Raw genomic sequence first — 13,925 nt, 5'->3', positions numbered from 1 at the left:
TGCAGGAACAGAATCTGCATTTTCTTAAAGGTTGGTTTGGGAGAAGCAAGGTTTGTAACCAGCCGGGGAAGGAATGCCAATGGCTGCTGGGTTATCTGGTCAGACGGAGCTATTGAATTATTTGGGATTAGTGGGGTACACGTAGCGGGTAAAGCCACTATTACCTACCCAATCGCACTACCAGCCATTTCACGCTACATCAGCATTGCAGAGAGAATTTCTTCTGATACATCCGGGGCGGCCCTTCATGTGTCATTGATTATTGATAATGAAGTTACTAACACTGGATTTGCTGCGCGCTGCCAGTTCCCGGACGCAACACCATCATCTAATTCATTTTCATGGAGGGTAATTTATGCGCCTGTTTAATCCCATAACAATGACCGAGGTACTTTCCGGCATTCATGAAGTACAAGGGGCTATTGAATTACCGGAGCAGAACTGGTTTTTTACAACCACTGAAATACCGGAAGGAAAAGCGCTCGCCGTTAACGAAAGCGGCGAGCCAATTCTTAGAGATATTACTGAGCGGGAAGAGTAGGCCATTCAATTTCTGGGGCGCTTAAAGTATTAACTGCTTCAAGCGCATCTAAATAATCAAGCCAGACTCCGTACAGTTCGGTTTCATTGTCCTTAAGACGCCCCATTGCTGCTTTGCCGGGCCATTGCTTGCTGTTCATGTAATCATTGGCCTGACTGATAAGGAATGTTTTTTGTATGTCTGCTAACTCAACGTAATCAACAACAGGATCAGAGAGAGCAGGCATCCCGTTCTCATTGATTATAATAATCTTCCCTTCCTCCTGCCCCGCTAAAAGTTCCTGCTGTAGTTCGTCTGTTATTTTCACAGCATCGCCGGGTATGTTTTGCTCTCCTATGCCATTAATATAAAAACCGTTTGTTGCCACCGAATAATAAATCATTTTTTATACTCCTACCGCAATCCAGAAACTTGAAGCAATCGACCCATACGTTGCGCCAGGTAACATGGTCCAGTTAAAACCGCTTGTTTGTGTATTCGTCGCTGTTGCTCCTGCGCAGCCGGTATTTCCTGAAACGGCATTCAATGAGATGGCTAATCCCAATAAAAGGTTAAAGGTCACGGGATACGAAACTGCCTGACTTGAACCCGGAGCGGGCGGCATGACTCTACCCCACTGGATAATCAATCCGCCCGGTAATTTTTGCCAACCACTGGTATTAAGATTTCTGGTGAAGCTACTCATATCCGGGATTTGATTGTCATTGGTGCCAACATCTCGTTTTGCAGCCTCTCCCAAACCAAGGTATGAGAGAAGCCCAGCAACGTCCTTCCCGCTCAGGCTGGTCAGCGTTTTGTCCAGCGGTTGCTTCCCTGCCAAGGCATTTGTCATGGTGGCGGCAAAGTTGGCATCATTACCCAGCGCGGCGGCCAGTTCGTTCAGCGTATCCAGTGCTGCGGGGGAAGAGCCAACCAGTGCCGCAAGGGCCGCTTTCACAAATGCCGTGGTGGCAATCTGCGTATTGTTCACGCTTTGCGCTGGCGTTGGGGCTTTCGGTGTACCGGTCAGCGTCGGGCTTTCTTTCGGCGCGTATTGCGTGTGCGGGTCGGCAGCAGCAAGGTGCTTTGCCATCAGATCATCCACATAGAGCTTAAGCTCCAGCACCTTGTCATCCACGTATTTACGGGTTGCCAGCACCACTGCCGGGTCAATTTTCAGGGTGATGTTGTCGGTGCTGCTGGTAATCATCACCATGCGCACCGTCTGCGTGCGTCCACTACCCTCCGCCAGCTGCGGCTTGTAGCTTTCGGGACAGTTGCCGATGGCAATCAGGGCGCCGGTTTCATCAAACAGGCCAACCTCACGGATCCACCAACCGCCCTCCGTTTCCGGGATCACCTGTTCAGCAATAATCTGGCTGCTGTTCTGCGGGTCGATGTACAGCATATTAAGATCAGCGCGGCGCTTCTCACCAACCAGCGCCGTCTGCTGTGCGTTAGGCGTTGGCAGCGTTCCGCCACCGTCGCCCACTGCCATCTTAGTAATTTTTAACGGGACGCCGAGCGCGGCAGCGCTTGCCAGTTTCGCCGCGCCGATATCCGTCAGCAGGGTGTAAAATTTTGCGCTCATGGGTTCACTCTCATTGTGTCGATAACATGGACCGCCCCGCCCTCATAGGCGGTTCCGCCGGAGATTATGGTTTCGTTGATATAGGGATAAATCGTCAGCTCTTCGCCCGTATAGGTGGCAGCGCCCACCCATAACGGCCCGTTGGTCTGTAGATTAATGGACATGCCGATCAGGTGGCGGCTGCACGGCTTTGCATCGCTTATCAGGCGCTCAAGCTCCAGATAGGTTTCTTCCGTTATGCCCTGGTCCTGCACGCCGATATCCAGACGAAACGTGCCCGGTGCCTCACCGGTCTGCCACCACTCAATGATGCGGATCAGAAAGCCGAACGGCTCCACCACGCGGCGAACGGCGCTGGTTGTGCCCTTGCGCTGATGGATATAAAACGCATCCTGCACCACCCGGCGCTTAACGTTTTCCGCCCAGCCTTCGTCCCAGCGGTCCACCGAAAACGCCCAGGCCAGATACGGCAGAAAATGGACCGGGCACGTTGCCGGGTTCCACAAATCACGCAATGAAACCTGCAGATCGGATATGCCGCTGCAGCTCTGCGCCAGACGGCGCTCAAGCGTGGTGGAGCCGGGCGGCAGCAGGCTATTCATCCGTACCGCCGTTAATCACACTCCACTCTGTACAGGACGCGGCCTGCGTTTTGTCCAGCACCACATCCGCCAGCGGGGAAGCCAGCTCCACGCGTTGCACTCCCTCCACGTGCAGGGCCGCATAAATGGCACTGCGGCGGATATCCCGTCCAAGACGCGTCTGGCTGGCAATGTATTTCTGCAGGCTCGCTTTCGCGGCGGCCATGACCGGCTCCGCCTCCGGTCCCGGATAAAGGTAAATCGTCGCATCGACGCGATAAGGGATAATTTCCGCGCTGCGCACGGTCAGCCGGTCAGCAACCGGACGTACGCTCTCGCTGTTCAGCGCCTTTTCAACCAGTGCCAGCAGATCATCCGCAGCCGTACCGTCTCCCTCACGGTTAAGCACGGTCACCACCACTTCTGCCGGGGCCGGGCTGGTTGCGCTGGCGTCCGCCACGCGTCCGTCCGTGCTTTTCGCGTGGAATTCATAGGCCGCCGTCGGCCCTGCCACGGACAGCCCCTCAAACGCAGCGGGCACGCGCTGGCGCAGGGATTCATCACTTTCTTTCACGGCGGCAACCGGCGGCACCGCGTCATCGTCGGCGGGCGTCACAACAAGACGTTGCACGTTGTTATTAGCCGCCAGCTGGTCCAGATCGCTGCCCATGGCGTAGGCCACCATGACGGCCTGCGTGGCCTCATTGATACGCTGGCGCAGCAGGATTTCGCGATAGGTGTTTTCCTGCAGCTGTTTGGTAACGGGTTCGGATTCAAGAGATAACGTGCGCCAGACGGCCTCCTGTTCATCTGCAGGATAAAGGGCTACAAATGCTGCCTTTCGCTCCGCCAGCAGCGTTTCAAAATCCGGCACATCCACAATTTGCGGGGCGGGCAGCTGGGAAAGGTCAATTACCGCCATTCTCTGCTCCTGTTGATACGGAAAGGGAAACCGGTACGCCGTCATTGCGCTGCCCGGTCAGCTCCACCACCATCGAGCCGTCAATACTGCTGCTGATGTTGATGGCGTCCAGGGTAAGCCGCGGCTCCCAGCGATTCAGCGCCACGTAAACGGCGGACATTACCTGCAGGCGGAGCGCCGGGTTCTGGGGCTGGTCAATCAGCGTGGACAACAGCGAGCCGTATTCCCGGCGGGCAATACGGCTGCCCTGCGGGGTCAGCAAAATATCGCGCACGGACTGGCGCAGGTGATCGGTATCGGTCACGGCCTGCCCGGTGCTGCGGTTCATCCCAATGTACAACGTCATACCGGGCCTCCTGATGTATCGCCGCCGGACTTCACTTTGCTGTGGGCGTGGCTATCAACCACGATCCCGTTTGAACTCATCGCGCCGCCGCTTTGTGTGACCTCGCCGTTTATCACCACGTCGCTATTGATGCGGGTCCTGTCAGCCTCCACCACAAACTCACCGGTTTTAAACGTGACGTTTTCCGCAGCCTCAATCACCATGGATTTAATACCCCGGACGTACCAGCGGCCCGTGGCTGGCTCGTATTCAAACCAACCGCCGTCCGGGTATTCGGTCACGCAGCCATCAACGGAATCAGAAGGTGCAGCAAACTGGCTGGAATAAATGGCGGGCAGCACAAAAGCCGTCTCAAGGTTACCGCCCATGCTCAGCACCACTACCTGCTCCCCCGGCGATGGACACCACCACGTCCGGGCACCACCGGCACGCAGCGTCAGCCAGTTAATCCAGTTGGTTTCGAGGTCACCCGTTTTCACCCGGCACAGCCAGTTCTCCCGATCCACTTCGGTCACTATGCCGGTTCGGACCAGATTGGTGATAAGGCGCATGATTTCGGTAAGTTGTGTGTTCATGGCTATATGTTGCCATTAGTCACTTTTGATATGCAGTGTGGTAACTTGTGTGATTATCCACACAAAACTACAAACGATGAAAATGAGTGAACGCAAATACCCTACTTATGAGCTACGTGAATATGACGATGCTTCAGAACTTTGGGATGCTTTATCCCCGACAAAGAAGATCGACCCAAATTGTGTTGATAATATTATTTATAGAGGACAAGGTGACTCCGAATGGAATTTAATTCCGTCAGCTCTTCGTAACCCTCCGAATTACTTAGCAAGAAGGGCCAATCCTAAATCAGATGACATTGTGGCAAGTGAGATAATGATCCTGAAGTCTTTCGTTAGCCATTGCGACAGAATTGGCGTGAGAATCCCAGGTGATAGTCCAGATTTTCGTGAAAAACACGTTGAGATATGCAACCAAGATTATTGGTTTTTAAATCCCTCATCATGGCCTAACCCAAATGTACTGGATTTAATGGCCTTGGCACAACATCATGGCGTCCCAACTAGGCTTCTGGATTGGACTCGCATACCCTATATTGCCATTTATTTTGCAGTTAGTTCATGCATTGCTAATTACATGAATTGGAACGAATCAAGTAAATTGGCTATATGGGCCTTTAACAAAGAATGTATCAATCTTCATCCTCAAATCAATTTACACTCCACGGCAGGATCAATCAGCCCTCACCTTGCAGCTCAGTCTGGACTTTTTAGCATTCATCCTCATACAGGCGGCAGAGGACGAGATGCAATAATTCATAGCCTCGAAGAGCTTTCTGGTGATTACCCTCACCCGGTATTTTTTAAATACACACTCCCTATTAAAGAGGTAATTAAAGCATACCGACTGTTGAACAAAGCAGGATTCAGTGCCGCCACCATTTATCCCTCCGCAGACGGAGCAGGAAAAGCGATTAATGATGAAATCAATCTCAACCGCGCCCGGAGTAAACTTGACGAATTAGAAGCCCCTCTCTAACACAACCAAGCGAGTAGGTGTGCTTTTGTAATACGATCAACTTCATCGTTGATACCGAGCAACCGCCGCTCCGAATAATGCACCTCCGGCCCCCTACGGCTTACACGATCCCGTAAGCCGTAATGATGCACCCTGGCAATACGCTGCACCTGCCCGGCAAACTGTACGCTAGCAGAGTCGGGGCTGGCGGTGGTTTTCAAATATTTTGCGGTGCGCAGTTTCGAAAACATTTGCCGCTTAATGCGCCCTTTCTTACTCCGGGCCGTTACTTTTCGCGCCTCGTAAGCCGTCCCGTCCGGGTTGCATTGCAGCCTGATATTATTCTGCTGGGTGCGGCGCAGCTGCTGAGCTAAATCCCTCATCATGCGCTTGCGGGCTGGCGGCTCAATGCTAGCCAGCAGCGCCGTCAGCCAGTCATCAACCTTCTGCAGCTCAGACACGTTTCACCGTCCACATCTCTTCCGGCTGGTCTGGTTCTTCCACGGCCTCCACGCTGGACACGCTGCCGTCCGTATTGACCAGCACACGCTCTGTCAGCTGCAGGTTCAGGCTGATATCGCAGATATCATTGCGCAGAATATCCACCTCAAACGTAAACAGCTTTTCGCGCAGCTCCGGGTTGCTGATAGCATCTTGCTGGTTTTCACTGAGCCACAGCAGAACCGGCGCCATCAGCAGGTTCTGGTCACCGCTGAAATCTTCAATCACCACGTTCAGGGTATATCGATACTCCCACGACATGGAGCTGGCGCCGGTTGCCACCAGTGCGCCGTTATCCACAAACAAATGCAGCTTGTCCGGGTTATCACGGGCATAAGGCACGGCCTTATTCAGGGCGCTGCGTAAGGACTGCGGCTTGTTCACTGTCACGCTCCTGACACGCAATTATCGTGTCTACCTTATCGGCACAGACCGCCCAGGCGGCCTCCGTTTCATCCAGTACCCTGAGCAGATCGCCATTACTGCGCGGCGCTGACCTTTCCAGGCGGCACTGCGTCACCTTTGGACAACCACTCACGGTAAGCTGTACCTCCGGCGAGGGCTGGACGCTCCCGCAGCCGGACAATATCAGCAGGCAAAGGAGTATCAGCCCAGCGGCGTAAATCCTCGTTTTCACGTTTCAGTTCCTCGGTCCGGTGCTGTCGGCTTCGCAGCAGTGATGTGGTTTGTTCTGCTGCCGCATAAAGCCGCGCCTGCTCCCGGCTATTGGTTTCGGACAGGATGGATAAAGAGATCAGCTGGCTGTTCTTTTTGCTCAGATCCTGCGCCATGCTGGTCAGTGTGGCGCCCTGGGTTTCAATGGTGTGACGCGCGTTATTAAGCTGCCACGCCTGCCAGCCCAGCACAGACAGCATCAGCACCATAAAAGCGGGATATAAGCGCATCATTAAGAAGCACCTTTTAAGCACCATGCCATTTCCCGCGCCCGACGATTGTCCAGCCCCTTATTGAACACACCTTTGACATATACCCAGCGCGGCAGCTGGCGGCACGCATCAGCCCAGCGTTTCTGTTTAAGAAGCTTAACCAGCGTGGAGCTACAGGCATTGCCGGTTCCCACGTTGAAAGCAAAGGACACCACCGCGTCATAGACTTTTTGTGGCATGGTCTGCGCCACACATTTTTCGAGCGTATGTTCCACGCGCAGAACATTGTTAATCAGCCCCAGCGCCGCCTGCCGTTCCGTAATTGCCCTCTTTGGCACCACGCCGGACGTATTGCCAATCCCGTCGGTCCAGACGCCCGCGCTGCACTGATACGGCTGCAGGCGGCCCCCCTCGTAATCCGCAATCAGTTTCAGGCCGTCCACGGAGGTATGCAGCTGCTGAAATCCGGGCAGCGTGGCGGCGATAGCCAGCACCACCCCGACCATGCAACGCTTAACGATTGAAGGATTCATATTCCCCCCGCGTAATTTTTCCGGCGCTCAGCAGCTGGAAGGTTTTGTGTTTGTAGTACCAGTTGATTGCCAGCATTAGCATGCCAATCAACACGCCCCCAACCGTTGAGGCATCTTTAAGCGACAGATCGCCCATCCATGCCAGCAGTACGGCAATGCAGTACGTGATAAAGGCGCTGATTCGTTCAAGCGTCATAATTCAGTCCCATAGCTGGACAGTCTGCGCCGTGGTTGATGCCGTGATTTCCGGCAGCTCCACCTGCAGCCCGTGAGGTAAAAAGGGGCCGTGCTCAGCCAGCCCCGGATTTGCCCGTAATACCTGCTCAGTGACACCCTGCGTGCGCCCGTAATGACGCCAGCAAAGCGCGTCCACCGTGTCATACTGATGCGCACGGACTTTCATCAGATAAGCTCCACCGTCATGCGAGGCATATCCTGCAGGCGACTCAGCGACCAGCGCACATCACGCCAGAGTTCATCCACTGAGCTGTCCAGTTCGTCCGCCTTTTTGCTACCGCTGCCGGTCGCGTCAAAGCTGCGGTAACGTTCTGTCAGGCTCGCCTTTGTCCAGCACCACACAGCTCGGCGATAAAGCTGCAGGCGCTGGCTTTCCCCGTCGATGTATTCCGCCGGAACATCAGCAAGCGAGCCGTACCCCGCAGATAGCTGCTTTTGCTTAAATCCATACAGCTCGGCATTCACTTCCGCTATGGCCGTCAGTACGGCCTGCCGCAGCCGCAGCGGCGTCACCGTGCCGTCATTGCGCATCTCATCGCGATAATCTTTCAGGTTCAGATCCGGCCAGAACGGGGTATTGGTGATGCTGTCCTTCACCGTTTCGTCTGACTGTTCCGGGGCAATAAATTTCATGTTCATGGCTCACTCCATAGTTGGGCGGTGGACGGGGTTTTGATACGGCTTAAAGCCTGTCGCCACCCCGTGCCGCCCCGCGCGGGTGCACGTATGGTCAGCCATTGCTGGCTTTTCGCAGCTGGCGCGCCAGCTGTTCAATGTCTTTCTTCACCCCTACCCGGTTATCCAGCTGCAGTGCTCGGGTCAGATGGTTATGCGCGGCCACAGCCTGGTCGTTTTCACGCAGGGCATAGCCCAACGCCTTATGGAGACGGGCGCGGGACTGGTCAGGCATATCGTGGGGATCGGTGAGGTCCAGCGCCTGCGTGAGCAGGGCCGCGCTGAATGGCAGACCGGCATCAAACGCTCGCATAGCCGCATCAGCAAATTCTTCTGCAATGGCGGTGGCCGTGGTGCGGTTGAACCGGGACGGCAGCACCCAGCCATGGCTCAGGGCGTGGCGACCAATTTCCAGCGCACCGGCATAGTCACCTGCATCGATACGCCAGATAAGCAGCGTCATGGCTACATCGTCCTGGCGGGTCCCTTCCCCGGCCAGCACACCTGTCACCCACTCGGCATACTTAGGGATCATGCCGCGTTTTAGTTCGGCCTTTTTCTCAGTGGACTGGGTACGTTTGAGCTGGCGCTGGTCCTCGACCAGCTGCATCAGCATTTGCTCATAGCCCGTTGCGTGTCGGGAAGGCCCGCCCTTTCGGGCGGACTGTTCTGCCTGAACACGCATACGGTGAGCACGGGCAGGACTCATGCTCATGGGTTACGCTTCCTCGCTTTCCTGTGTGGTTTCCCCTTCAGCAGAGACGGTGAAATCATCCTGCATGATGTTTTCCACCAGACAGCCGCAGCGGTAGTCTTCCACCACGTAGGCTTCGTTGACCGATTCAAAGTTTTCGATGCGGTCACGCTTCGGATTGTCGATAAGCGAGCGGCGGCGGGTGCCTTCCTGCCAGTAGATGGACAGGTTATCCAGACGGGTGATCAGCAGCGCGTTATCCGGGAAGTAAGGCGCACGCACCGCCTGCAGGCCGCCCATGCGTTTCTGGCTGATAATCATATCTGCCGCCAGCTTTTCGCTGTTTTCCTGCTGCTTGTTGACCAGAGGGAAATACTTATCAGCCAGCAATGAGCGACCGCAGATCACGACCAGCTCCGGGTCATCCTGGTAAACCACATCGACCAGTTCACTGACCGCATCCATGACCAGCGCGTCAAGGTTGGTATAGGTGCCGCCCGGCCCGACCTTCACTTGTCCGACAGTTGTCACGCCGCTATCGTCGGTGGTGCTGCCCAGCACGCTGTCCGGGGCATCTTCACGGTACTTCTGCAGCCAGCCCTTGTTGACGTCCTGCAGCAAAGTATTGGCTGCACGGTTGGAGGTTTTGGAACGCTTCACGCCGTTAAAGCCAATCATGATGCGGTCCAGCGCCTGCCGGGTGGTGATGGCGTTGCGGATACGGGTCTGGAAGTCCTGAAACTTCGCCCAAAGATCCAGCTTCGCGTAGGTTAGTGCCGTATCAAAGTTGGTTTGCTCGCACTTGTACTCCACGCCTGCAAGCTGGGTCGGGTCGGTTGGCTCACGTTCACCCTGAGTGGTATCCGTGGTGCCCGCCACCGTGCCGCCCACGCCCAGCCCCAGCAGTTCGCCGGACTGCTCTGCAACAGGCACAACGTTAATCAGCGTCAAAAAGGCCGCGGACTGCTGAATGGTATCTTCCAGCGTCTGGGCCACGGACGGCTCCACGCTGAACTTACCGGACAGCTCCGCCACTTCCACCCCGTTAATACGGGCCAGCTGCGTCAGGTAGGCGTTAAACTTAAATTTCGTCTCTTTTTTCATGAATTCTGATGCTCCATCAGCAGTTGGTCAGATGTTCAGTGGCGTGGGAATTGCCACCCGGCGCGCGCGGGCGGAAGTCCTGACGGCCATCCTGTGAGGACAGCTTTACTTCCAGCTCGTCAAAGCGGGTTTGCAGCTCGGTGAAACGCTGCTGCAGCGTATCGTTACCCTGGCTCAGGCTGGTTTGACTGCCAGCAAGCTCATCAACACGCCCGGACAGGTTCTGATGCTCTTCGGCAACCAGACCAACCGCCTGATGTACGTCGTTAAAGCGGGCATCGTCCGAGGTCTGTTTAGCCGAAAAGAGTTCTTTAATGCGTGTGAAGAGCGCCGGTTTCGGATCGGGGATTTCTTCAAATTCAAGAAGGGTTTCTTCTGCCGCTGAAAACAGGTTTCCGGCATCCAGCTTGCGCGAGGCCAGCGGGTTCTGTTTCGCGCCTGCGCTGAACTCCAGAATTTCCGTGCCGAGGCTTGCCGGGTCGTCAGTCACGGCCAGGCCTACCAGATAGGCTTCGCCGGTATCGGAAAAATCAGGGTTAATTTCCATGGAGGTGAAAAGTTTCTGGCCTTTCTTGTTCATCAGGACCAGATCGTCAGTCGGTTCAATATCCGCTGACAGCGCCATTTTACCGGCCAGTTTGCCTTCGGTAATTTCTTCGGCATACAGCGCGCTCACTTTGCCATAACGGCGAAACGGGCTATCAGGCGTGTAGCCTTTGATGTGCTCCATATTAATCAGGGCGGTGTACACGGTTGGATCGTAGCTGGCGGCCATCTGCGTCAACCAGCTGCGCTCAATCTTGCGGCCGTCCGTGGTGGCACCTTCCACCCCGATACGGAAACGCTTTGCTTTCTTTGCCATGCTTCAGGCTCCGGTCAGTCAAATCAGGAGCCTTATGGTTGCTGTGAGGGCGGGGTGTTCACAATGGCATGGCATTGTGGAGGAAATGACACAACAGGGTGAAGCGGAAAGGCGGGGCGGCGGGCCGTAGTCTGACAGTATGACAACGACGACACCTGTTAATCCAGACCTCGATCCCCGCCGTCAGGCCATGTTCCTGTACTTTCAGGGGTTACGCATCGCCCGCATTGCCGAAATGCTGGGAGAGAAACCCGCAACCGTGCACAGCTGGAAGAAGCGCGACGGCTGGAGCAAGATCGGCCCGCTCGACCAGATGCAGCTGACCACGGCGGCGCGTTATTGTCAGCTCATTATGAACCCCGCGAAGGAGGGACGGGACTTTAAGGAAATCGACCTGCTGGCACGTCAGGCAGAGCGTCACGCACGCATTGGCAAATTCAACAACGGCGGCAACGAAGCCGATCTGAACCCCAACGTGGCGAACCGCAACAGCAGCCCACGGAAGCCCCCGGAAAAGAACGTATTCAGCGATGAACAAATCGAAAAGCTCCAGGAGGTTTTTCACGACTCACTGTTTGGCTATCAGCGCAACTGGTGGGATGCGGGTAATAAGCACCGTATCCGCAACGTGCTCAAATCGCGCCAGATTGGCGCCACCTACTACTTTGCCCGCGAGGCGTTGATTGATGCGCTGACCAGCGGGCGCAACCAGATTTTTCTCTCCGCAAGCAAGGCACAGGCGCACGTTTTCAAACAGTACATTCTGGAGTTTGCCCGCGAAGTGGACGTGGAGCTGAAAGGCGACCCAATGACGCTAAGCAACGGCGCGTGCCTGTATTTTCTGGGCACCAACGCCCGCACCGCCCAGAGCTACCACGGCAACCTGTATCTGGATGAGTATTTCTGGATACCGAAATTCCAGGAGCTGCGCAAGGTGGCCTCCGGGATGGCGTTACATAAGAAATGGCGACAAACCTATTTCTCAACGCCGTCCAGCCTTACGCACAGCGCCTACCCGTTCTGGTCCGGCGCGCTCTTCAACAAAGGGCGCGCCAAAACGGATCGCGTGGATATTGATCTGACCCACAAGCATCTTGCACCGGGCGCGTTCTGCGCTGACGGCCAGTTTCGTCAGATTGTTACCGTAGAGGATGCGGTACGCGGCGGTTGTAACCTGTTCGACCTCGACCAGCTGCGCCTCGAGTACAGCCCGGACGAGTACCAGAACCTGCTGATGTGCGAGTTTATCGACGATCTCGCCTCCGTGTTCCCACTGGCGGATATGCAGGCGTGCATGGTGGACAGCTGGGAGGTCTGGGAGGATTTCGAGCCGATGATGATCCGCCCGTTCGGCTGGCGCCCGGTGTGGATTGGCTACGACCCGGCGAAAGGCACGCAGAACGGAGACAGCGCGGGATGCGTGGTAATGGCTCCACCTATTGTACCTGGCGGTAAGTTCCGCATTCTGGAACGCCATCAGTGGCGGGGTATGGACTTCCGCGCCCAGGCGGCCGCCATAGAAGCGCTGACCAAACAGTACAACGTGACCTATATCGGCATTGACTCAACCGGCGTGGGCCACGGGGTTTATCAGAACGTGAAGCAGTTCTTCCCCGCTGCGCGAGAGTTTGTCTACAACCCCAACGTCAAAAACGCCCTTGTGCTTAAGGCGTACGACATCATTAGCCATCGCCGTCTGGAGTTTGACGCAGGCCACACCGATATCGCCCAGAGTTTTATGGCTATCCGCCGCGCCACCACGGCCAGCGGCAACCGCCCGACATACGAAGCCAGCCGCAGCGAAGAAGCAAGCCACGCAGATTTGGCCTGGGCAACCATGCACGCGCTGTTTAACGAACCGCTGGAAGGCGTGACCGCCAGCAATACTAATATCGTGGAGATTTTTTAATGGGCAAGCGTAAGAACCGCCAGCAGAACATGCGTAACCATTCAGGTTCGGCAGCCGCCGAGGCGTTTTCCTTTGGTGACCCTGTGCCGGTGCTGGACCGCCGGGAACTGCTGGATTATCTGGAATGCGTGCAGATGGACAGATGGTATGAGCCGCCGATCAGTTTTGACGGGCTGGCCCGCACGTTCCGCGCCGCCGTCCACCACAGCTCGCCGATTTTCGTTAAGCGTAATATTCTGACCAGCACCTTTATCCCGCATCCGCTGTTAAGCCAGCAGGCGTTCAGCCGGTTCGCCCAGGACTTTCTTGTTTTTGGCAATGCATATCTGGAGAAGCGCACTAACAGAATGGGTGGCACACTGAAACTGGAGCCATCGCTGGCTAAGTTCACCCGCCGCGGCACCGACCTAGACACCTACTGGTTTGTGCAATATGGCTACGACCAGCAGCCCTATCAGTTCACGCCCGGCAGCGTATTCCACCTTATCGAACCGGATTTGAATCAGGAGATTTACGGCCTGCCGGAGTACCTGTCCGCCATCCCATCCACCCTGCTGAACGAGTCGGCTACGTTGTTCCGCCGCAAGTATTATCTCAACGGCAGCCATGCAGGTTTCATCATGTATATGAGCGACCCGGCAGCGCAGCAGTCAGACGTGGACAATATCCGCGAAGCAATGAAGAAATCAAAGGGGCCGGGCAACTTCCGTAATCTGTTTATGTATTCCCCGAACGGGAAGAAGGACGGCATCCAGATCATCCCACTATCAGAGGTTGCTGCAAAGGACGAGTTTCTGAATATCAAAAACGTATCACGGGATGACATGCTGGCCGCTCACCGCGTACCGCCACAAATGATGGGAATTATCCCGAGCAACGTTGGTGGGTTTGGGGATGTGGAGAAGGCTAGTAAGGTTTTTGTTAGGAATGAACTGATGCCATTGCAGAGGCGAATGCAAGAGCTTAATGGGTGGATAGGGGAAGAAGTGATCCGGTTTGAGCCGTATACATTGCATTTGCAAGAATAGCA

20 protein-coding genes and 1 pseudogene are annotated in these 13,925 nt (G+C 55.5%); 4 read left to right on the top strand and 17 right to left on the bottom strand.

Going from position 1 to position 13,925, the window contains the following annotated elements:
* The first annotated feature begins 355 nt into the window (after positions 1-355).
* Positions 356-541, top strand: a complete 186-nt coding sequence (locus tag ACA108_07290; GenBank protein XEX97299.1) for a hypothetical protein — start codon at positions 356-358, stop codon at positions 539-541.
* Here ACA108_07290 and ACA108_07285 read toward each other — a convergent pair.
* The 6 genes and pseudogenes from ACA108_07285 to ACA108_07260 all read right to left on the bottom strand — a co-directional run bounded on the left by ACA108_07285 (position 522) and on the right by ACA108_07260 (position 4,535).
* Positions 522-923 carry a tail fiber assembly protein gene (locus ACA108_07285; GenBank protein ID XEX97298.1) on the bottom strand — a complete coding sequence of 134 codons (402 nt, stop codon included), beginning with the start codon at positions 921-923 and terminating at the stop codon, positions 522-524. The two genes, ACA108_07290 and ACA108_07285, sit on opposite strands and share 20 nt — an antisense overlap.
* A gap of 270 nt (positions 924-1,193) precedes the next feature.
* A pseudogene (locus ACA108_07280) lies at positions 1,194-2,111 on the bottom strand (phage tail protein).
* A complete protein-coding gene (locus ACA108_07275) occupies positions 2,108-2,713 on the bottom strand; it encodes a phage tail protein I (protein XEX97297.1) in 606 nt (201 codons plus the stop codon). The pseudogene ACA108_07280 and the gene ACA108_07275 overlap by 4 nt, the downstream one beginning before the upstream one ends.
* Positions 2,706-3,614, bottom strand: coding sequence for a baseplate assembly protein (locus ACA108_07270; GenBank protein ID XEX97296.1), 909 nt, complete (start codon positions 3,612-3,614; stop codon positions 2,706-2,708). Before ACA108_07270 ends, ACA108_07275 begins: the two co-directional genes overlap by 8 nt.
* On the bottom strand, positions 3,601-3,960 hold the full coding sequence (locus tag ACA108_07265) for a GPW/gp25 family protein (GenBank protein XEX97295.1): 360 nt from the start codon (positions 3,958-3,960) through the stop codon (positions 3,601-3,603). Before ACA108_07265 ends, ACA108_07270 begins: the two co-directional genes overlap by 14 nt.
* Positions 3,957-4,535 (bottom strand): phage baseplate assembly protein V, encoded by a 579-nt coding sequence (locus tag ACA108_07260; protein ID XEX97294.1) that lies wholly within the window; start codon positions 4,533-4,535, stop codon positions 3,957-3,959. Before ACA108_07260 ends, ACA108_07265 begins: the two co-directional genes overlap by 4 nt.
* A 49-nt stretch (positions 4,536-4,584) precedes the next feature.
* On the opposite strand from ACA108_07260, the gene ACA108_07255 reads away from it, so the two are divergent.
* The gene (locus ACA108_07255; protein XEX97293.1) at positions 4,585-5,514 is read left to right on the top strand and encodes an FRG domain-containing protein; all 930 of its coding nucleotides are present in this window, start codon (positions 4,585-4,587) and stop codon (positions 5,512-5,514) included.
* Here ACA108_07255 and ACA108_07250 read toward each other — a convergent pair.
* The 11 genes from ACA108_07250 to ACA108_07200 form a co-directional block, all read right to left on the bottom strand.
* Complete coding sequence (locus tag ACA108_07250) at positions 5,511-5,954, bottom strand: phage virion morphogenesis protein (protein XEX97292.1); 444 nt, start codon at positions 5,952-5,954, stop codon at positions 5,511-5,513. The two genes, ACA108_07255 and ACA108_07250, sit on opposite strands and share 4 nt — an antisense overlap.
* Positions 5,947-6,378, bottom strand: coding sequence for a phage tail protein (locus ACA108_07245; GenBank protein XEX97291.1), 432 nt, complete (start codon positions 6,376-6,378; stop codon positions 5,947-5,949). The genes ACA108_07250 and ACA108_07245 overlap by 8 nt, the downstream gene beginning before the upstream one ends.
* The gene (gene lysC, locus ACA108_07240) at positions 6,341-6,589 is read right to left on the bottom strand and encodes an Rz1-like lysis system protein LysC (protein ID XEX98045.1); all 249 of its coding nucleotides are present in this window, start codon (positions 6,587-6,589) and stop codon (positions 6,341-6,343) included. The genes ACA108_07245 and lysC overlap by 38 nt, the downstream gene beginning before the upstream one ends.
* Positions 6,474-6,902, bottom strand: a complete 429-nt coding sequence (gene lysB, locus ACA108_07235; GenBank protein ID XEX97290.1) for an Rz-like lysis system protein LysB — start codon at positions 6,900-6,902, stop codon at positions 6,474-6,476. Before lysB ends, lysC begins: the two co-directional genes overlap by 116 nt.
* Positions 6,902-7,414, bottom strand: coding sequence for a lysozyme (locus ACA108_07230; protein ID XEX97289.1), 513 nt, complete (start codon positions 7,412-7,414; stop codon positions 6,902-6,904). Before ACA108_07230 ends, lysB begins: the two co-directional genes overlap by 1 nt.
* Positions 7,395-7,610, bottom strand: a complete 216-nt coding sequence (locus ACA108_07225) for an HP1 family phage holin (GenBank protein ID XEX97288.1) — start codon at positions 7,608-7,610, stop codon at positions 7,395-7,397. The genes ACA108_07230 and ACA108_07225 overlap by 20 nt, the downstream gene beginning before the upstream one ends.
* 3 nt (positions 7,611-7,613) lie before the next feature.
* Positions 7,614-7,817: a tail protein X gene (locus ACA108_07220; GenBank protein ID XEX97287.1), complete on the bottom strand. Its 204-nt coding sequence runs from the start codon at positions 7,815-7,817 to the stop codon at positions 7,614-7,616.
* Complete coding sequence (locus ACA108_07215) at positions 7,817-8,284, bottom strand: head completion/stabilization protein (GenBank protein XEX98044.1); 468 nt, start codon at positions 8,282-8,284, stop codon at positions 7,817-7,819. The genes ACA108_07220 and ACA108_07215 overlap by 1 nt, the downstream gene beginning before the upstream one ends.
* 97 nt (positions 8,285-8,381) lie before the next feature.
* On the bottom strand, positions 8,382-9,041 hold the full coding sequence (locus ACA108_07210; protein XEX97286.1) for a terminase endonuclease subunit: 660 nt from the start codon (positions 9,039-9,041) through the stop codon (positions 8,382-8,384).
* 3 nt (positions 9,042-9,044) lie between these two features.
* Positions 9,045-10,124, bottom strand: a complete 1,080-nt coding sequence (locus ACA108_07205) for a phage major capsid protein, P2 family (GenBank protein XEX97285.1) — start codon at positions 10,122-10,124, stop codon at positions 9,045-9,047.
* 16 nt (positions 10,125-10,140) lie between these two features.
* On the bottom strand, positions 10,141-10,986 hold the full coding sequence (locus ACA108_07200; GenBank protein XEX97284.1) for a GPO family capsid scaffolding protein: 846 nt from the start codon (positions 10,984-10,986) through the stop codon (positions 10,141-10,143).
* A gap of 139 nt (positions 10,987-11,125) precedes the next feature.
* On the opposite strand from ACA108_07200, the gene ACA108_07195 reads away from it, so the two are divergent.
* Complete coding sequence (locus tag ACA108_07195) at positions 11,126-12,895, top strand: terminase ATPase subunit family protein (GenBank protein ID XEX97283.1); 1,770 nt, start codon at positions 11,126-11,128, stop codon at positions 12,893-12,895.
* The gene (locus tag ACA108_07190; GenBank protein ID XEX97282.1) at positions 12,895-13,923 is read left to right on the top strand and encodes a phage portal protein; all 1,029 of its coding nucleotides are present in this window, start codon (positions 12,895-12,897) and stop codon (positions 13,921-13,923) included. The genes ACA108_07195 and ACA108_07190 overlap by 1 nt, the downstream gene beginning before the upstream one ends.
* Positions 13,924-13,925 lie beyond the last annotated feature (2 nt).

Source organism: Dryocola sp. LX212, assembly GCA_041504365.1.
Taxonomy (GTDB): Bacteria; Pseudomonadota; Gammaproteobacteria; order Enterobacterales; family Enterobacteriaceae; genus Dryocola.
Note: the sequence above shows the minus strand (reverse complement) of the source record. Positions and strands in the feature narration are given on the sequence as shown.